Genomic DNA, 18,173 nt, shown 5'->3' on the forward strand with positions numbered 1-18,173 from the left:
GCTCAGGTTTTCGCGCGATGTGCGGCGCGCGCCTCGCGGGCGAAGCGGGCGCCGCGGTTGAGGGCGATGCGCAGGCCCAGCGGCACCTTCTCCCACGGCAACCGGTCGAGCATGTTGCGCGCGGTCAGGCCCAGCTCGACGTCGCCGGTCAGCACCAGCCGGCGCTGGAAGAACAGCGTGTCGGCGTCCTCCAGCCGGCCGGCCAGCAGCAGCAGGTCGGTGGCGGTGCCGCGCACGGTGGCCTCGGCGGGCGCATCGATCACCGCCAGCCGCTGGCCCTGCAGTTCCACCACCCAGCGCAGGCCGAGGTCGCTGACCTCGATGCCCAGCCGGCGGCCGGCCATGAAGTCGAGCGTGCCGTCCTGCATCGGCCCGGCCAGCACCTTCGCCATCGCGCGCTCCAGCAGGCGCTTCTGCGCCGATGGCGGCAGCGCGCGCAGCAGCGGGGCGAGGCGGCGCGGCGGCGGCACCAGCCGAAGCAGCGGATGCGCCGGCGCCGGCGCGGAGTCGGTATGGGTCTGCATGGTGGCCGCGATCATGCCGCCAGCGTCCCCCGCCGCTCCTTGATCCAGATCAGATGCCAGCCCCTGCGCGCGGCAGGCGTCGCCGATCGCCAGCGCCAGCACGCCGGCGGCGGTGTCCGGCGCGACGCCCAGCGTCGCCGCCAGGGTTTCCGCGCGCCGGCGCACGCGCCGCTCGCGCGCATCGTCGCGTCCGGTCACGCCAGCGTCGGCCTTGATCCGCCCGGCCAGCCGCGCCAGCCGCGTTCGCGCCGCCAGCAGCAGCACCAAGCCGTCGTCCACGCCGTCGATGGCGAGGCGCACGGGCGCTAGGCCGGGCGCGCGCTCAGTCATGGCCGCCTCCCGCGTTCAACGCGCGCGCGGCGGGCAGCGCGTACGCGGCGTACAGCGCTTCGGCCTCGCCGGCGTCGAAGTCGGCGTGCTTGCGCTTCTTCACCCCGTAGTCGGACAGCACCAGATGGGTGTCGGCGACCACGCCCGCGTTGGCAAGACAGGCCGACACGCAGCGCAGCACGCAGCCGTCCAGCGCGAGGATCGGGCGCCGGCTCCGCGCGGTGCGCACCAGCCCGGCCACGCCGCCGCCGACGCCGGCGATGCAGGACATCTCGGCCTCGCCGGCGCGGTCCAATCGAAGCGCCAGATGGTTGGCCATCTGCGCCGCGCTGGAACAGCCCGAGCACGAATACACCAGCGGCAACGCCTTGCTCATTCCCCCGCCTCCCGTTCCCCGACGAACCGCCCCTCCCGCCAGCCCACGCCGCACAGCGCGGCGAAGGCCGCGGCATGCGCCAACCCCAGCGCCAGCCCCGCGGCATGCGCCGCCGCCGGACGCGCCAGCGCCGCCAGCAGCGCCAGCGCGGACGCGCCGTGCAGCGCCAGCACCGTGGCCTTGTCGCGCTCCGGCAACAGCAGCTGCACGCCCGGCAGGCGCACGCCGCGCCCGCAACGGCGCTGCAATCCGATCCAGCCGAGGAAGGCGACGATCTCCAGTTGCATGCCGGTCACCAGCAGCGGCAGGCCGATGCCCAGCGCCAGCACGCCGGCCCGCAGCGCGTTCGCCTCGCCGCCGGCCAGCAGCGCGCAGGCCGCCGCCGCGAGCGCGACGAAGCCCGCGCGCCAGAACAGCGTCAGCGGCGCATCGCGCAGCTTCGACGCGCGCAGTTGCAGCCACAGGCCCGCCATCGCGAAAGCTAAACCAAGCAGGCCCGCACCGATGCGCAGCCCCGGCAGCGCGACGCCGCGCGACGCCATCGCCAGCGCCGCCAGCAGCAGGACGTACAGCGCCGCCTGCCATGCGCCCTGCGCACGCGTCGATGTGGTGGAAGTGCCCTGGAACATCGGCATCACCACCCGCGCCACCGCCGCAAGCAATGCCAGCACCCAGCCCAGCACGCCCCAGCCGGCGTGCGCGTCGGTCAGCGGCGCCAGCGGCAGCGTCCATCGGCCCGACAGCGCCAGGGCCAGCGACAGGCCAAGCATGGCGGCGACCAGCGCCGCGACCACCGCGCCGCCCATGCCCCAGCGCAGGAAGCGCTGGCCCTCGGCTACCCGCATCCCCGGCAGCACCAGCGCGGCCAGCAGGACGAACGTCATCGCCAGCACCATCCCGCCCCATTGTGGCGACAGCAGCGCCGGCCAGCGGAACGCCGCCACCAGCAGCAGCGCCCCCGCGTTCAACGACCCGTGCAGCCACAGCGCCGCGCCGCGTCCGCCGCGCACCCGCACGCCGGCGGCCACCGGCAGGAACTGCAGCAGGCTGCCGAACATCGCGTTGCCGAGAAAGCCCAGCGCCATCGCGTGCACCAGCGCCAGCGTGGCGCCGCTCCAACGCGAGGCCAGCGCGGCGCCGCCGTCGAACGCCAGCAGCGCGCCGGCGATCACGCCCCAGGCCGATGCCGACAGCAGGAACCGCCGCGGCACGGCCGGCGCGGGAGCCTGCTGCGTCGCCAGCTTCGCCATCGCGCCGCGGTCACTGCGCCGGGCGCAGGATCGCCACCCACACGCCGCCGTCGATGCAGGTTTCGACGCGCCAGCGCAGGCCGCGCTCCTCCAGCATCTCCAGCAGCGGCACCGGCATCTGCGGCACCAGCACTTCCACCACGTGGCCCGGCTCCAGCGCATCGGCGGCGGCCAGCGCGCGGGTCAGCGGCTCCGGCGCGGGCAGCTGGCGCAGGTCGATCCGGTTCATCGCGTCAATGCCCGCGCGCCGCGCCACTCCACCTGCAGCCAGAGCTTGGTGTTGTCGCGCGAGAAGCCGTCGGCGCGGTAGTCGGCCAGCTTCACCAGCCCGCTCAGGCCGCCCGGCAGCGGGAAGCCCAGCGAGGCGTTCCACTCGCGCCCGTAGCGCAGGCCGCCGACGTCGGAACGGTAGTCGTGCCACGCCAGTGCCCAGGCGAGCTTGCCGTCGTAGCGGCCGCGGCCGAACTTGCCGCCCGCGCCGAGGTAGCGGTCTTCGAGTCCCTTCGCCGGCGTGGTCGCGAACTGGTCGTCCCAGCCGTTGAACGCGTGCAGCGTCGCCAGCGGCGTCTGCACCGCGGTGACGCCGTCGCCGCCCAGGTGTTCCCAGCCGCCGCGCAGGATCAGCGCGCCCTGCGTCCAGCTCGGCTCCAGCAGCCAGTAGTCGTGGCCGAAGTCGGCTGGGTTGCGCGCGTAGTCGGTTTGCCGCGCGGTCTCCGCGGTCCAGCCGAAGCCGCGGCCGTCATGCACGGCGCTGCCGGTCCAGCGCAGGCCCCAGGTGGCGGTGGAGGCGCCGGCGACGTCGCGGTCCTCGTGCAGGTAGGCGTAGCCGACCAGCTGCTGCGCGCCGCGCTTCCATGCGAGGTTGAGCAGGTGGCTGTCGAGGTCGCGCTCGCGCATCAGCGGATTGAGCGCCTTGTCGCCGGCGGCGCGATGCACCTTGTCCAGCCAGTGGTAGCTCGCGGTCAGCGACGCTGCCGGCTTCCACTGCAACGCGATGGCGTCGAAGGTCTGCTCGTTCTGCCGCCAGCCGACGTTGCCCACCCAGCGCTGGTTGTCCAGCGCGATGCGCTGGCGGCCGACGGTCACGCCGCCGCGCGCGTTCTTCCAGCCGACCCAGAGCTGGTTGAGTTCCGCGCCGGTCGGATCGGCGACGCCCGGATACGCGGTTTCGCCGTTGGCGCCGCTGTTGTAGCGGCCCGCGCCGGCCACGCCCTCGCCTTCGACCAGCACCGTCCAGCCCGCCGCCGGCTGCAGGCGCAGCCCGGCGCGCAGGCGCGCGGTGGACGCGTTGGCGTCGCGGGCGAATCCGGCGGCGTCCACATGCTCTTGACGCAGCCGCAGGTCCCATTCGAACGAGGCCGGCGGCGCGTCGCCGGCATGCAGCGGCGGCGCGGCGGCGAGGGCGATGGCAAGCAGCGAAATCAGTCGTGTATGGTTGGACATGAGGCGCGCCCGTTGGGGAAGTTGGGCGCAAGGTTCTGCGCTTCGCGCGGCCCGCATGTTGATGCAGGTCAAGCGCGTGCGCGAAGTGTTCGATCCGCTGTCGCAGTTTGATCTGGATCAACGTGCGGTCCCCCGCGATCGGACGATGCTTGCCCCCGACAACGCACACACCACCTCAGAAGGGAACTCCACGATGAAACCCGCAGTCCGGTATGCCACTCTGGCCCTGGCCGTCGCGGCCACCCTGGGCCTGTCCGCCTGCCGCGTCGAGCAGCCGAACCCGGCCGCCAGCGGCGCCACCCACCAGGAAGAGACGGGCGGTTCCGCCAAGGGCGATTTCGGCCCGCCGCAGGGCGAGCCGGTCGAGGCCATCCTCACCTCGCCGCCGAACGTGCCGCCGCCGACCGGCCGCACCGCGCCGGCCAAGGTGATCGTGACGCTCGACGTGATCGAGAAGGAAATGCCGATCTCCGAGGGCGTGACCTACACGTTCTGGACCTTCGGCGGCACCGTGCCCGGCAGCTTCATCCGCGTGCGCCAGGGCGACACGGTGGAGTTCCACCTGCGCAACATGCCGGACAGCAAGATGCCCCACAACATCGACCTGCACGGCGTCACCGGCCCCGGCGGCGGCGCGGCCTCCAGCTTCACCGCGCCCGGCCACGTCAGCCGCTTCAGCTTCAAGGCGCTCAACGCCGGCCTGTACGTCTACCACTGCGCCACCGCGCCGGTCGGCATGCACATCGCCAACGGCATGTACGGCCTGATCCTGGTCGAGCCGCCGGAAGGCCTGCCGAAGGTCGACCGCGAGTACTACGTGATGCAGGGCGACTTCTACACCACCGGCAAGTACCGCGAGAAGGGCCACCAGCCGTTCGACATGGAGAAGGCCATCGACGAGAACCCGACCTACGTGCTGTTCAACGGCATGGAAGGCTCGATGACCGGCGACAAGGCGCTGACCGCCAACACCGGCGAGAAGGTGCGCCTGTACGTCGGCAACGGCGGCCCCAACCTGGTGTCCAGCTTCCACGTCATCGGCGAGATCTTCGACAAGGTCTGGTACGAAGGCGGCACCCGCTTCCAGGAGAACGTGCAGACCACGCTGATCCCGGCCGGCGGCGCGGCGATGATGGAGTTCCACATGGAAGTGCCGGGCAGCTACGTGCTGGTCGACCACAGCATCTTCCGCGCCTTCAACAAGGGCGCGCTGGCGATCCTCAAGGCCGAGGGCAAGGAGAACAAGGCGATCTACTCCGGCAAGGAAGTCGATGCCGTGTACCTGGGCGACCAGGCCGCCGGCACCAGCCGCGCGCCGGTGGCCGCCGCCGCCGCCGCGCACGAGGCCGGCACGCTGACCAAGGACGACCAGATCGCGGCCGGCAAGGTGCTGTTCGCCGGCACCTGCTCGACCTGCCACCAGCCGGACGGCAAGGGCATGGAAGGCGTGTTCCCGCCGCTGGCCGGCTCGGACTTCATCAAGGCCAATCCGAAGCGCGTGCCGGAGATCATCCTGCACGGCCTGGTCGGCCCGGTGAAGGTCAACGGCAAGGACTACAACTCCAACATGCCGCCGATGAGCCAGCTGACCGACGACGAAGTGGCCAACATCGCCACCTACGTGCTCAACAGCTGGGGCAACCCGGGCGGCCAGGTGAGCCGCGAGGACGCCGCCAAGGCGCGCGCCACCAAGCCCGCCAACGCCTCGGACGGCCACTGAGCCATGCGCGCGCGACTGGCCGCCCCGCTTCTCGTTCTGGGCCTCGTCGTCCTGCCACTCGCCGGCCTCGCGGCCGGCGCAGTGGCGGGGCGCTATGCCGGAATCCCGGGCGGCCAGTTCAAGTCGGTGCTGGGCTACGAGGACGCCAAGAACGGCGTGCGCGTGAAGACCTTCGCGCTGATGCGCAAGCCGGTGACCAACGCCGAGTTCCTGGCCTTCCTCGGACGCCATCCGGAATGGCGACGCGACCGCGTCGCCGGGGTGTTCGCCGAATCGCGCTACCTCTCGCACTGGGCCGGGCCGGACACGCTCGGCCCGAACGCGCTGCCGGATAGGCCGGTGGTGTGGGTGAGCTGGTTCGCGGCCGAGGCCTACTGCAAGTCGCTGGACGCGCGCCTGCCGACCTGGAACGAATGGGAATACGCCGCGGCGGCCGACGAAACCCGCGTCGATGCCCGCAGCGATCCGGCCTGGCGCGAGCGCATCCTCGGCTGGTACGCGCGCTCGTCCAAGGACGCGCTGCCGCGGGTGGGCCTGCAATCGCCGAACGTGTACGGCGTGCAGGACCTGCACGGGCTGGTCTGGGAGTGGACCGAGGACGCGTCCTCGCTGATGGTGGACGGCGACAACCGCAACCAGGGCGACCCCGACAAGGGCAAGTTCTGCGGCGCGGGCGCGCTGTCGATGAACGACCGCGAAAACTACGCGGTGCTGATGCGGGTGGCGATGCTGTCTTCGCTGGAAGGCCGCGACGCCACCGCCAACATGGGTTTCCGCTGCGCAAGGAGCGCACCATGAAACAGGATTCGATGAAACGACTGCTGCGCGGCCTCGCCGCGACCGTCCTGCTCGGCTTCGCCGCGATCGCCGGCGCCGCCCAGCCCGCGCCGGCGCTGCCCGGCGATTCGATCTACCAGCTGCCGCTGCCGCTCACCGACAGCAACGGCCAGACCCGCGACTGGCGCGCGCTGCGCGGCAAGCCGCGGCTGGTGTCGATGTTCTACACCTCGTGCCAGTACATCTGCCCGCTGATCGTGGAATCCGGCAAGGCGGTCGAGCGCCAGCTCACCCCGGCGCAGCAGAAGCAGCTGGGCGTCGCGCTGATCAGCATGGACCCGGCGCGCGACGATCCCGCCGCGCTGAAGAAGGTGGTGGAGCAGCGCAAGCTGGACGCCGCGCGCTGGACGCTGGCCTCGCCGCGCGCCGACGACGTGCGCGCGGTGGCCGGCGTGCTCGGCATCCGCTACCGGCAGCTGGCCGACGGCGAGTTCAACCACAGCAGCGCGCTGATCCTGGTGGATGCCGACGGCCGCATCCTCGCCCGCACCGAGAAGATCGGCAGCCAGCCCGACCCGGACTTCGTGGCCGCCGTGCGCAAGGCGGTGGGCGGCTGAGGCCGCCCGCGTCGCCTACCGCCACCACAGCGCCAGCGCGAACGCCAGCAGCATGCCGGCGATGCCGGGCAGCAGCCGCAGCGCATAACCGCGACCGCCGCTGGCCCAGGCCAGCCCGAACTTCAACGCCGAGTTGGCGGCGAACGCCAAGGTGATCCCCGGCAGCGCCACCGGCGCGTCGATGCGCCCCGCCGCGACCAGCTGCGCGGCCGAAGCCGCCGCCGCATGCACGTCGGCCAAGCCGGACAGCGCCAGCGTGACGTCCAGCGCCGCCTCGCCCAACCACGCCTGCATGGCGGCGGAGGCCAGCATCGCCGCCGCCAGGATCGCCACGAACAGCAGCGCCTGCTTCGGCTCGAACGCCCGCCCCGGCGGCGCCTCCGCATCGGCCGGCACCGACCGCGCCGCGCGCGCGGCGGCCAGCCCGAACACCGCCAGCACCGTGCCGGACGCCAGCAGCGCCGGCCACAGCCGCGCCAGCAGCGGCGGCGACAGCAGCCCGACCACCACGCCGAGCTGCACCACCGTGCTGATGTTGGAAATCACCCCCGCGCCCGCGCAGGCGACCGCGAGTTCCGGATGCCGCCGCGCCCGCGCGCCCATGCTGGCGATGGTGGCGGTGCTGGAGGCGAAGCCGCCGGCCAGCCCCGCCAGCAGCAGCCCGGTGCGCGCGCCGAACGCGCGCCGCGCCACGTGCCCCAGCGCGCTGATCGCCATCACGATCACCGCCAGCAGCCACAGCTTGCGCGGGTTGATCGCCTGCCATGGATCGACCGCGCGGTCCGGCAGCAACGGCAGCACCAGCGTCGCCGCGGCCGCCAGCAGCAGCGCGTCGTGCAGTTCCCGGTCGGTCAGCACGCCGCGCACGAAATGGTGGGCGCGCGTCTTCGACGCCAGCAGCAGCGCCACCGCCACGCCCAGGCCCGCGGCCAGCGCCAGTTCGCGCATCGCCAGCACACCGAGCAGGAACACCACCAGCATCGCCACCTCGGTGGTCAGCCCCGGATCGCGTTCGCGGCTGGCGCGGTAGCTGGCCAGCGCCGCCAGCGCCACGAACGCGCCGCCCAGGGCGACGCCGACGCCGCCGATCCGCTCCGCGATGGCCCCGGCCAGTCCGATCAGCGCGAACGTGCGCACGCCGGCCACCGCATGACCGGCGTCGTCGCGGCGGCGCTCGCGCTCCACGCCCACCAGCAGGCCCAGGCCCAGCGCCGTGGCCAATCCTTTCAGGGTGTCCGGATCGAACGTCATCGGCGCAGCTTCGCGGAACGCGCCGCCGCGGGCAACGTCAGGCGCGGTCGCGCCTGCGCGGCTGCGGGTTCTGGTCGTCGCCGCAGCCGCTGGCGGCCACCTCCAGCGCCTCCTCGTCGAGGATGCGCACGCGCCGGCCGCGCACTTCGATCACGCCTTCGTCGTGCAGGCGGCTGAAGCCGCGGCTGACGGTTTCCAGCACCAGCCCGAGGTAACGGGCGATCTCGTCGCGACTCATCGGCAACTGGAAGTCGTCCGCCGGCCGGCCGATGCGGCGGTAGCGCGCGCTCAGCCCGTGCACGAACAGGGCGATGCGTTCGCTGGCCTGGCGCCGCGACAGCAGGTCCACGTGGTCGTGGTCGCGGTCGGCGCTCTGCCCGATCACGCGCAGCAGCTGCTGCTGCAGGCTGGGCAGTTGCGAGGCGATGGACGAAAGCTGCGAGAACGGCAGCTCGCACACGCTGGCGTCGGTCAGCGCCACCGCCTCGCAGCGGTGCTGGCCGCTGCCGATGGCGTCCAGGCCGAACAGCTCGCCCGGCAGGTGGAAGCCGAGCACGTGCTCCTCGCCACTGGCGTTCACCACCACCGTCTTGAAGCTGCCCTCGCTGGCCACGTAGACCGCGCGCAACGGGTCGCCCAGCCGGAACAGGCTGTCGCCGCGCGCCAGCGGCCGGCGGCGCTGCACCACCGTGTCCAACCGGCCCATGTCGGCGCCGTCCACGCCGGCGGGCAGGCACAGCTGCTGCAACGAGCATTCCGCGCAACTGCGTCGCAGCCGTACCAGATTCAGCGGGATCGGTTCGCTCATGCCCTGCACACCGCGGGAAGCCACGCGTACAATTATCGCCGATCCCGTCGCCAGTTGCCCGCATCATGCCGGCTACATCGGCCGCGATAGGCCACGTCAATTTGATCGAGGTCAAGCACCCGCAAGCGGTGCTTGGCTAGCATGTCCATGTTTACTCCGGAGACCCGCATGCAAGCCATCACCGGCACCTACAACGACAAGGTGGTGCACCAGTTCGCGGTCGCGACCGTGTTCTGGGGCATCGTCGGCATGGCCGTCGGCGTCCTGTGCGCCGCGCAGCTCTACTGGCCGGCGCTCAATTTCGACATTCCCTACCTGACCTACAGCCGGATCCGGCCGCTGCACACCAACGGCATGATCTTCGCGTTCGGCGGCTCGGTGCTGTTCGCCACCTCGCTGTACGTGGTGCAGCGCACCTGCCACGTGCGGCTGATCAGCGACAAGCTGGCCCAGTTCGTGTTCTGGGGCTGGCAGGCGGCGATGCTGGGCGCGGTCATCACCCTGCCGCTGGGCATCACCCAGAGCAAGGAATACGCCGAGCTGGAATGGCCCTTGGACCTGCTGATCGCGGTCGTCTGGGTGGCCTACGGCTGGCTGTTCTTCGGCACGATTGCAAAACGCCGGGTCAAGCACATCTACGTCGCCAACTGGTTCTACGGGGCGTACGTGATCGCGGTGGCGCTGCTGCACATCGTCAACAACATCGTGATGCCGGCCGGGCTGTGGAAGTCGTACTCGGTCTACAGCGGCGCGGTCGACGCGATGGCGCAGTGGTGGTACGGCCACAACGGCGTGGCGTTCCTGCTCACCGTCGGCTACCTGGCGATGATGTACTACTTCGTGCCGAAGCAGGCGCAGCGCCCGATCTACTCCTATCGCCTGTCCATCGTCCACTTCTGGGCGCTGATCTCGATCTACATGTGGGCCGGCCCGCACCACCTGCACTACACCGCACTGCCCGACTGGGCGCAGTCGGTGGGCATGGTGTTCTCGGTGATCCTGCTGGCGCCGAGCTGGGGCGGCGCGATGAACGGCATCCTCACGCTCTCCGGCGTGTGGCACAAGCTGCGCACCGACCCGATCCTGAAGTTCCTGATCGTGGCGATCAGCTTCTACATGATCGCGACCTTCGAGGGCCCGCTGCTGTCGATCAAGACGGTCAACTCGCTCTCGCACTACACCGACTGGACGGTGGGCCACGTGCATGCCGGCACCCTCGGCTGGGTGGCGATGATCTCGATCGGCTCGCTGTACTCGCTGTACCCGCGCCTGCTGGGCCTGCCGGGGATGTACTCGACCAAGCTGATCGACACCCACTTCTGGATGCACACGATCGGGGTCGTGTTCTACATCGTCTCGATGTGGATCGCCGGCATCACCCAGGGCCTGATGTGGCGCGCCACCAACGCCGACGGCACGCTGACCTACAGCTTCGTCGAGTCGCTGGTCGCCACCTACCCGTACTACCTGGGGCGCCTGCTCGGCGGCCTGCTGATCCTGGCCGGCATGTGTCTGATGGGCTGGCACATGTGGAAGACCTGGCAGATGGCGCGCGGCGTCGCCGAACACCCGGTCATGGCGCCCGACGCCGCCGAAGCGCAGGCCTGAGGACGAAACCATGGGTATCGCACACGAGAAGCTCGAGAAGAACATCGGCCTGCTGGCCGTGCTGGTGGCCGTGGCCGTCTCCATCGGCGGCCTGGCCGAGATCGTCCCGCTGATGTTCCAGGCCGAGGCGATCAAGCCGCTGCCGGGCGTCAAGCCCTACCCGGCGCTGGAGCTGGCCGGCCGCGACGTCTACGTCCGCGAGGGCTGCTACAACTGCCACTCGCAGATGGTGCGCACGCTGCGCTTCGAGACCGAGCGCTACGGCCACTACTCGCTGGCCGGCGAATCGGTCTACGACCGTCCGTTCCAGTGGGGCAGCAAGCGCACCGGTCCTGATCTGGCCCGCGTCGGCGGCCGCTACTCCGACGACTGGCACCGCGTGCACCTGCTGAACCCGCGCGACGTGGTGCCGGAGTCGAACATGCCCGCCTTCCCGTGGCTGGCGAAGAACAAGCTGGACGGCGCCACCGTGCAGTCGCACATGCGCGCGATCCAGCGCCTGGGCGATCCCTACACCGACGCCGACATCGCGGGCGCGCCCGCCGCCGTCGACGGCAAGACCGAACTGGACGCGCTGGTGGCCTACCTGCAAGGGCTGGGCAAGCACGCGCCGCGGGGGAACTGACGATGATTTCCGGAATCGTGACTACGGTGCTGTTGCTGCTGTTCGTCGGCCTGTGGGTTTGGGCGTGGCAGCCGCGCCTGCGCAGCGGCTTCGAGGCCGCCGCGCGGCTGGCGGTGGACGACGGCGTGCCGGCCGGCGAGGCCCTCAACGGCGACGACGCCAACAACGCGAGGACGAACGCATGACCACCGCATGGAACTGGTACGTCATCGCGCTGGTGCTGTTCAACCTGCTGGGCATCACCTGGCTACTGTGGTGGACGGCCAAGCGCCGCCCCGGCGATCCCAAGCCGGAGGACACCAGCCACTACTGGGACGGCGACATCACCGAGTACAACAAGCCGATGCCGCGCTGGTGGATCAACGGCTTCTACATCGCCATCGCGTTCGCCTTCGGCTACCTGTTCTGGTACGGCGGCTTCGGCACCTACGCCGGCTTCGGCAAGTGGAGCTCGCAGGCCGAGCACGACCGCGAGGCGGCGGTGGCGAACGCGCAGCTGGAAAAGACCTTCGCCCCGTTCAAGGGCCAGGCCATCGACGCGCTGGCGCGCGACCCGCAGGCGGTCAAGCTGGGCAAGTCGATCTTCGCCAACACCTGCGCCACCTGCCACGGCTCGTCGGCGAAGGGCGCGATCGGCTACCCCAACCTGACCGACGACATCTGGCACTGGGGCGGCGCGCCCGAGCAGATCCTGCACACCGTGCAGGACGGCCGCGACGGCGTGATGCCGCCGTGGGGCAAGGTGCTGGAAGGCATGGGCGGCCCGGACGCGGTGGACTACGTGATCGCCTACGTGCACCAGCTCGGCGAGGCGGACGGCGGCAACCGCAGCGATTACGCGGCGGCGCGCGGCAAGACGCTGTACGAGGGCGTGTGCGTGGCCTGCCACGGCAAGGACGGCAAGGGCGACCCGAAGGTCGGCGCGCCGGATTTGACCGACGGCTACTGGCTGTACGGCGACAGCCGCGAGGCGCTGCGCGAGACCATCGGCAACGGCCGTCACGGGGTGATGCCGGCGTGGGGTAAAATCCTCGGCGATACCCGTTCACGCCTGGTCGCGGCCTACGTCTGGTCGCTCTCCCACCAGGCCAAGCCAGGCGCCCCTGCCCAGCAATGACCGATTTCACAACCCCGGAGTTCGACCATCCGCCGCGCCCGATGGCGCAGCGGATCGGGGCCATCCTGTGGCCCAGCTTCTTCGCGGCCGGGGTGGCGACGATGGTGTTCTTCGCCTTCATCGATCCGCTGGAACTGCGCGACCTGACCTTCTCGCACCTGTCGATCACGCGCGGGCTGGGCTACAGCATCGGCTTCTTCACCTTCTGGCTGGCGACGGCGTCGTCCAGCCTTTTCACCTGGATCCTGCTGCGGCCCTCCAGCCGCTTCAACGGACCCAAGACCAGGTAACACGGCAGTGAACAAACGCATCGACATCGACCTGCTGGATTCCGGCGGCGATTCCGTCTATGTGAGCGAGCGGAAGGTCTATCCGCGCGACGTGTCCGGGCGCTTCGACCGCCTGCGCAAGCTGGCGGTGTTCTGGCTGCTGGGCATGTACTACCTGTTCCCGTGGCTGAAGTGGGACGGCCGCCAGGCGGTGCTGTTCGACCTGCCGGCGCGCAAGTTCCACGTGTTCGGCCTGACCTTCTGGCCGCAGGACTTCAGCCTGCTGGCGATGCTGCTGATGATCCTGGCCTTCACCCTGTTCTTCACCACCGCCATGGCCGGGCGGCTGTGGTGCGGCTACGCCTGCCCGCAGACGGTGTGGACGGAATGCTTCCTGTGGATGGAGCGCTGGACCGAAGGCGACCGCCAGAAGCGGATGAAGCTGGACGCCGGCCCATGGAACCGCGAGAAGCTGCTGCGCAAGGGCGCCAAGCACCTGCTGTGGCTGGCGTTCGCGCTGTGGACAGGCTTCACCTTCGTCGGCTTCTTCACCCCCATCGCCAGCCTCGGCGCGCGCCTGGTGCCGTTCGACTGGAACGGCTGGGAAACCTTCTGGGTGCTGTTCTACGCGCTCGCCACCTGGGGCAACGCCGGCATCCTGCGCGAGCAGGTGTGCAAGTACATGTGCCCGTACGCGCGCTTCCAGAGCGCGATGTTCGACCGCGACACCCTGATCATCGCCTACGACCCGATGCGCGGCGAGCCGCGCGGCCCGCGCAAGCGCGGCCTGCCCAGCGTGCTGGAGCGCGCGCGCGGCCTGCTCGACGTGCGCGCCGCCTACGACTACGTGTTCCGCGCCAGCCGCCACCCCAGCGCCGCGCAGGCGCGGCTGCAGGCGGGCGGCACGGTGATGCTGGGCGACATCGGCGCCGAGGCCGCGCCGCTGCCGAAGTTCCAGCAGGAGGAACTCGGCGACTGCATCGACTGCACGATGTGCGTGCAGGTCTGCCCGGTCGGCATCGACATCCGCAACGGCCTGCAGTACGAGTGCATCGCCTGCGGCGCCTGCATCGACGCCTGCGACGAGGTGATGGACAAGATGGGCATGCCGCACGGCCTGATCCGCTACACCACCCAGCACGCGCTGGACGGGCAGCAGGTCCAGGTATTGCGCCCGCGCATCTTCGTTTACGCCGCGCTGCTGACCGCGCTGGTGGCCGGCTGGACCTGGGGCGTGTTCAACCGCAGCCCGCTGATCGCCGACGTGCTGCGCGACCGCAACGCGCTGTACCAGCAGCAGGGCGATCGCATCGCCAACGGCTACACGCTGAAGCTGGTCAACAAGACCGACGCCGACCGCAGCTACCGCGTGCGCATCGAACCGGCCGACGGCGCGCCGCTGTCGCTGAAGGACGCGCCGCTGGAGGTGAAGGTGCCGGCCGGCGCGGTGGTGTCGCAGGCGATCGAGATCGGCGCGCCCGACGGCGTGCAGGGCCGGCACGCGCTGGTGTTCGTGGTCGAGGCCGACGACGGCAGCGCCAAGGCGCGCGTCGACAGCACGTTCTTCGGCCCCATGTAATCCTGCATCGGTCCGCCGCGGCGGACCGGTGGCAGGCGCCTTCAGGAGATACGGAATGGAACGCGAATCGTCGCCCTGGCGGCAACCCATCGTCTGGCTGATGGTGGCGCTGGTCGGCGCCGTGGTGGTCGGCAGCGCGATCATGCTCAAGGTGGCCGGCAACGGCGACGCCATCGACTCGGTGCCGGACGAGGTGCAGCGCACCGGCCAGGTGCAACAGGCCGACCTCGGCCCGGACGCGCAGGCGGCGCAGCGCAAGCTGGGCGCGATCGCGCGGATCGACGACGAACACGGCTTCGTCGAAGTGCTGCCGGTGAGCGGCGACTTCGACCGCGCGGCCACGCTCCGGCTGAAGCTGCACCACCCCACCCGCGCCGAGCAGGACGTGGCGCTGGAGCTGGCCGCCACCGACACCGGCTGGCGCGCCGACGCCAAGCCCGCCACCGACCACGACTGGCTGCTCCAGCTGGAGCCCGCCGGCGGCGACGCCTGGCGCCTGCGCGGGCGGATGCCGCGCGGCCAGCTCGCCGCCCAGCTGCGTCCGGCGGTGGGCGACGACGCGCAACCCTGACGCGGTGGACGCCGTGGCCGGGGCCTGCCACCACTGCGGCGAACCGCTGCCGCAGCCGCCGGTGCGCGCCGACGTCGATGGCGCCGCGCGCGCGTTCTGCTGCGAAGGCTGCGCCGCCGCCGCGCGCTGGATCCTCGACGCGCACCTCGACGACTACTACCGCCTGCGCAGCGCGCCGGCCGGCCGCGTGGACGCCGACGCGCCGGCGCTGGCGGCCTGGGACCGCGAGGAACTGCTGGCCGGCCACGCCCGCGACGTCGAAGGCGGGCGCGAGATCACCGTGCTCACCGACGGCATGCGCTGCGCCGCCTGCGCCTGGCTGATCGACCGCGCGCTGGCGCGCGAACCCGGCGTGCTGGACTCCACCGCCAACGCCATCACCGGGCGCATCCGCATCGCCTGGGACCCGGCACGCACCGCGCTGTCGAAGCCGCTGGCGCGGCTGGCCTCGCTCGGCTACCGGCCTTACCTCGCCACCGGCGAAGCGCGCGAACGCGCCCGCCGCAGCGAACGCAACCGCGATCTGCTGCGCATCGGCCTGGCCGGCATCGGCGCGATGCAGGCGATGATGTTCGCCGAAGCGCTGTATCTCGACACCCGCGGCGAAATGCCGCTGCCCACCCGCGACTTCTTCCGCTGGATCACCTTCATGGTGTCCACGCCGGTGGTGTTCTGGGCCGGCTGGCCGTTCCTCGTCGGCGCGTGGAACGAACTGCGCGGGCGGCGATTGGGCATGGACGTGCTGATCGCCGGCTCGACGCTGCTGGCGTGGGCGGCCAGCACGCTGGAAACGGTGCGCGGCGGCGTCCACGTCTGGTTTGATGCGGCGGTGATGTTCGTGTTCCTGCTGCTGGTCGCGCGCCAGCTGGAGCAGCGCGCGCGCGGGATCGCCAGCGCGCAGGTCGATGCGCTGGCGCGCGCGCGGCCCGCGTTCGCCACCCGCGAACTGGCCGACGGCGGCCGCGAATCGGTGCCGGTCGATGCGCTGGCCGTGGACGACATCGTGCGCGTCGCGGTCGGCGAGCCGGTGCCGGCCGACGGCGTGCTGCTGGACGACGACGCCCGCTTCGAGGAATCCCTGCTCACCGGCGAATCCACGCCGGTCGCCAAGCGCGCGGGCGATCCGGTGTACGCCGGCACCGCCTGCCGCGAACACGCCGCAAGGATGCGCGTCACCGAAATCGGCGCCGGTACCCGCCTCGCCGAACTGGCGCGGCTGGTGGAAACCGCGCAGGCGCACCGCCCCGCATTGGCGCGCGGCGCGGAGCGCATCGCCGGCTGGTTCGTGGCCGGCCTGCTGCTGGCGGCAACCGTGGTCTATTTCTGGTGGCGCGCCCATGAGCCTGCGCGCGCGTTCGAGGTGACGCTGGCGCTGCTGGTCATCAGCTGCCCCTGCGCACTGTCGCTGGCGGTGCCCGCCGCACTGGCCGCCGCCCACGGCGCACTGGCGAAGATCGGGGTGCTGTCGGTGCGCCCGGACGCGCTGGACCGGCTGGCGCGCGCCACCGACGTGGTGTTCGACAAGACCGGCACCCTCGGCGACGGCAAGCCGCACCTGCAGGGCGTGGACGCCTGCGCCGGCATCGACGCCGACACGGCGCTGCGCATCGCCGCCGCGCTGGAGCGCGACAGCAGCCATCCGCTGGCCGCCGCCTTCGCGCAGGTATCGGACGTGCCCGCCGCCGGCCACCTGCGCGCGGTGGCCGGACAGGGCGTGGAAGGCACGGTCGATGGCCGCCGCTGGCGGATCGGCACCGCGCCGTTCGCCACCTTCGAGCCCGACGACGGCGCGGTCTGGCTGGGCAATGATGCCGGCGCGCGCGCGCGCTTCGCCTTCGCCGAGCGCGAACGCCCGGACGCCGCCCGCGCGGTCGCGCGCCTGCGCGAGCAGGGACTGGCGCTGCACCTCGCCAGCGGCGACGCCGCCGCGCCGGTGGCGCGCTTCGCCGAAGCGGTCGGCATCGACGATGCGCACGCGCGGCAGTCGCCGGAAGACAAACTGGCGCGGGTGCGCGCATTGCAGGACGAAGGCCGCGTGGTGGCGATGGTCGGCGACGGCCTCAACGATGCGCCGGTGCTGGCCGGCGCCGACGTGTCTCTCGCCATCGGCGACGGCGCGGCGCTGGCCCAGCGCGCCGCCGATCTGGTGCTGTCCGGCAGCTCGCTGGGCAACGTGCCGGCCGCCATCGACATCGCCCGCCGCACCCGCCGCATCGTCCGCCAGAACCTGGCCTGGGCGGTCGGCTACAACCTGCTCGCCCTGCCGCTGGCCGCCGCCGGCGTGGTCACGCCGTGGCTGGCGGCGCTGGGCATGGCATTGTCCTCGCTGGCGGTCACCGCCAACGCGCTGCGGCTCACCCGGGTTCCGAGACGATGAACATCCTGCTGTTCCTGATTCCCATCAGCCTGGTGATGATCGGCGCGGCCGCGCTGCTGTTCGCATGGGCGGTGCGGCACGGCCAGTTCGAGGACCTGGACACGCCGGCGCTGGACATCCTGCGCGACGACGACACGCATGAGGCAACCCGGCCGGCGGTGAAGCCGGAAGCGCCGGCCGACGAGCCCGATGCCGGTTGACCTGCTCGTCCTCGGCGCGGCGCTGCTGACCGGGCTGCTCGGCGGCGCGCACTGCGTGGCGATGTGCGGCGGGATAGCAACCGGCTTCTCCGTGCATTCGCGCGGCGGTTGGTGGGCGGCGCTGCAACCGAACCTCGGCCGCGTCGGCGGTTACGTGCTGGCCGGCGCGCTGGTCGGCGGCCTCGGCGGCGGCCTGCTCGGCATCGCCCGCATTCCGCAGCTCGGCATCGCGATGCGCGCGCTGGTGGGCATCGTGCTGGTCGTGGCCGGGCTGCGCATGCTGGACCGCAGGGGCCGCCTGCCGCGCTTCTCCGGCGGCCCGGGCAACCGGCTGTGGCAGGCGCTGCGTCCATTGCAGCGCCGCCTGCTGCCCGCCGACACCGCCGGCAAACGCATAGCCCTCGGCATGCTGTGGGGCTGGATGCCCTGCGGCCTGTCCACCACCCTGCTGGCCGCCGCGTGGCTGAGCGCCAGCGCGCTGCACGGCGCGCTGACCATGGCCGCGTTCGGCCTCGGCACGCTGCCGGTGATGGTGTCGCTGACCTGGGCCGGCGCGCGCATCGGCCAGCGGCTGCAGCGCGGTGCGTTCCGCAACGCCGCCGGCCTGCTGGTGATCGCCTCCGGCCTGCTCACCCTGGCCGCGCCGTGGCTGATGCGGCTGCCGGCGATGCACGGCGTGCTGGCGGCGCTGGGCTGCCGCAGCCTGCCGGGGTAAACGGCGCGCGCCGCTT

The 18,173-nt window shown here is 71.7% G+C and carries 20 protein-coding genes; 13 read left to right on the plus strand and 7 right to left on the minus strand.

Annotated features, from left to right (window positions below):
• Positions 1 to 2: 2 nt before the first annotated feature.
• From ubiT to H9L17_RS03715, 5 genes are read right to left on the minus strand one after another with little or no spacing between them, the layout of a single operon-like run.
• Positions 3 to 854 (minus strand): ubiquinone anaerobic biosynthesis accessory factor UbiT, encoded by an 852-nt coding sequence (gene ubiT / locus H9L17_RS03695; RefSeq protein ID WP_187571013.1) that lies wholly within the window; start codon positions 852 to 854, stop codon positions 3 to 5.
• Entirely contained in the window at positions 847 to 1,230 is a 384-nt protein-coding gene (locus H9L17_RS03700) for a putative zinc-binding protein (RefSeq protein ID WP_187571014.1), read from the minus strand. The genes ubiT and H9L17_RS03700 overlap by 8 nt, the downstream gene beginning before the upstream one ends.
• Positions 1,227 to 2,480 (minus strand): hypothetical protein, encoded by a 1,254-nt coding sequence (locus H9L17_RS03705; RefSeq protein WP_187571015.1) that lies wholly within the window; start codon positions 2,478 to 2,480, stop codon positions 1,227 to 1,229. The genes H9L17_RS03700 and H9L17_RS03705 overlap by 4 nt, the downstream gene beginning before the upstream one ends.
• Positions 2,481 to 2,490: 10 nt before the next feature.
• Positions 2,491 to 2,709: a DUF2249 domain-containing protein gene (locus H9L17_RS03710; RefSeq protein ID WP_187571016.1), complete on the minus strand. Its 219-nt coding sequence runs from the start codon at positions 2,707 to 2,709 to the stop codon at positions 2,491 to 2,493.
• Complete coding sequence (locus H9L17_RS03715; RefSeq protein WP_187571017.1) at positions 2,706 to 3,923, minus strand: alginate export family protein; 1,218 nt, start codon at positions 3,921 to 3,923, stop codon at positions 2,706 to 2,708. The genes H9L17_RS03710 and H9L17_RS03715 overlap by 4 nt, the downstream gene beginning before the upstream one ends.
• A 193-nt stretch (positions 3,924 to 4,116) precedes the next feature.
• On the opposite strand from H9L17_RS03715, the gene nirK reads away from it, so the two are divergent.
• The 3 genes from nirK to H9L17_RS03730 are packed head-to-tail and all read left to right on the plus strand — an operon-like array spanning position 4,117 to position 7,037.
• Positions 4,117 to 5,643: a copper-containing nitrite reductase gene (gene nirK / locus H9L17_RS03720; RefSeq protein ID WP_187571018.1), complete on the plus strand. Its 1,527-nt coding sequence runs from the start codon at positions 4,117 to 4,119 to the stop codon at positions 5,641 to 5,643.
• Between the two features lie 3 nt (positions 5,644 to 5,646).
• Complete coding sequence (locus H9L17_RS03725) at positions 5,647 to 6,441, plus strand: formylglycine-generating enzyme family protein (RefSeq protein WP_187571019.1); 795 nt, start codon at positions 5,647 to 5,649, stop codon at positions 6,439 to 6,441.
• Positions 6,438 to 7,037 carry an SCO family protein gene (locus tag H9L17_RS03730; RefSeq protein WP_246455157.1) on the plus strand — a complete coding sequence of 200 codons (600 nt, stop codon included), beginning with the start codon at positions 6,438 to 6,440 and terminating at the stop codon, positions 7,035 to 7,037. Before H9L17_RS03725 ends, H9L17_RS03730 begins: the two co-directional genes overlap by 4 nt.
• Positions 7,038 to 7,052: 15 nt before the next feature.
• On the opposite strand, the gene H9L17_RS03735 is transcribed toward H9L17_RS03730, so the two are convergent.
• Both H9L17_RS03735 and H9L17_RS03740 read right to left on the minus strand, forming a co-directional pair.
• The gene (locus H9L17_RS03735; protein WP_187571020.1) at positions 7,053 to 8,288 is read right to left on the minus strand and encodes an MgtC/SapB family protein; all 1,236 of its coding nucleotides are present in this window, start codon (positions 8,286 to 8,288) and stop codon (positions 7,053 to 7,055) included.
• A gap of 37 nt (positions 8,289 to 8,325) precedes the next feature.
• On the minus strand, positions 8,326 to 9,096 hold the full coding sequence (locus tag H9L17_RS03740; protein ID WP_187571021.1) for a helix-turn-helix domain-containing protein: 771 nt from the start codon (positions 9,094 to 9,096) through the stop codon (positions 8,326 to 8,328).
• A 168-nt stretch (positions 9,097 to 9,264) separates the two neighbouring features.
• Here H9L17_RS03740 and ccoN point away from each other — a divergent pair, with 168 nt between their 5' ends.
• The 10 genes from ccoN to H9L17_RS03790 are packed head-to-tail and all read left to right on the plus strand — an operon-like array spanning position 9,265 to position 18,157.
• Positions 9,265 to 10,704, plus strand: coding sequence for a cytochrome-c oxidase, cbb3-type subunit I (gene ccoN, locus H9L17_RS03745; RefSeq protein WP_187571022.1), 1,440 nt, complete (start codon positions 9,265 to 9,267; stop codon positions 10,702 to 10,704).
• A gap of 10 nt (positions 10,705 to 10,714) precedes the next feature.
• Entirely contained in the window at positions 10,715 to 11,329 is a 615-nt protein-coding gene (ccoO, locus tag H9L17_RS03750) for a cytochrome-c oxidase, cbb3-type subunit II (RefSeq protein WP_187571023.1), read from the plus strand.
• Between the two features lie 2 nt (positions 11,330 to 11,331).
• Entirely contained in the window at positions 11,332 to 11,514 is a 183-nt protein-coding gene (locus H9L17_RS03755; protein ID WP_187571024.1) for a cbb3-type cytochrome oxidase subunit 3, read from the plus strand.
• Entirely contained in the window at positions 11,511 to 12,446 is a 936-nt protein-coding gene (gene ccoP, locus H9L17_RS03760; protein WP_187571025.1) for a cytochrome-c oxidase, cbb3-type subunit III, read from the plus strand. Before H9L17_RS03755 ends, ccoP begins: the two co-directional genes overlap by 4 nt.
• Positions 12,443 to 12,736, plus strand: a complete 294-nt coding sequence (locus H9L17_RS03765) for a hypothetical protein (RefSeq protein WP_187571026.1) — start codon at positions 12,443 to 12,445, stop codon at positions 12,734 to 12,736. Before ccoP ends, H9L17_RS03765 begins: the two co-directional genes overlap by 4 nt.
• Positions 12,737 to 12,743: 7 nt before the next feature.
• Positions 12,744 to 14,294, plus strand: coding sequence for a 4Fe-4S dicluster domain-containing protein (locus H9L17_RS03770; protein WP_187571027.1), 1,551 nt, complete (start codon positions 12,744 to 12,746; stop codon positions 14,292 to 14,294).
• A 55-nt stretch (positions 14,295 to 14,349) separates the two neighbouring features.
• Positions 14,350 to 14,865 carry a FixH family protein gene (locus H9L17_RS03775; protein ID WP_187571028.1) on the plus strand — a complete coding sequence of 172 codons (516 nt, stop codon included), beginning with the start codon at positions 14,350 to 14,352 and terminating at the stop codon, positions 14,863 to 14,865.
• Positions 14,866 to 14,869: 4 nt separating this feature from the next.
• Positions 14,870 to 17,242 (plus strand): heavy metal translocating P-type ATPase, encoded by a 2,373-nt coding sequence (locus tag H9L17_RS03780; protein WP_187571029.1) that lies wholly within the window; start codon positions 14,870 to 14,872, stop codon positions 17,240 to 17,242.
• Positions 17,239 to 17,442 carry a cbb3-type cytochrome oxidase assembly protein CcoS gene (gene ccoS, locus H9L17_RS03785; protein WP_187571030.1) on the plus strand — a complete coding sequence of 68 codons (204 nt, stop codon included), beginning with the start codon at positions 17,239 to 17,241 and terminating at the stop codon, positions 17,440 to 17,442. The genes H9L17_RS03780 and ccoS overlap by 4 nt, the downstream gene beginning before the upstream one ends.
• Entirely contained in the window at positions 17,432 to 18,157 is a 726-nt protein-coding gene (locus H9L17_RS03790) for a sulfite exporter TauE/SafE family protein (protein WP_187571031.1), read from the plus strand. Before ccoS ends, H9L17_RS03790 begins: the two co-directional genes overlap by 11 nt.
• The last annotated feature ends 16 nt before the right edge of the window (positions 18,158 to 18,173 follow it).

The sequence above is a fragment of the Thermomonas brevis genome (assembly GCF_014395425.1).
GTDB lineage: Bacteria > Pseudomonadota > Gammaproteobacteria > Xanthomonadales > Xanthomonadaceae > Thermomonas > Thermomonas brevis.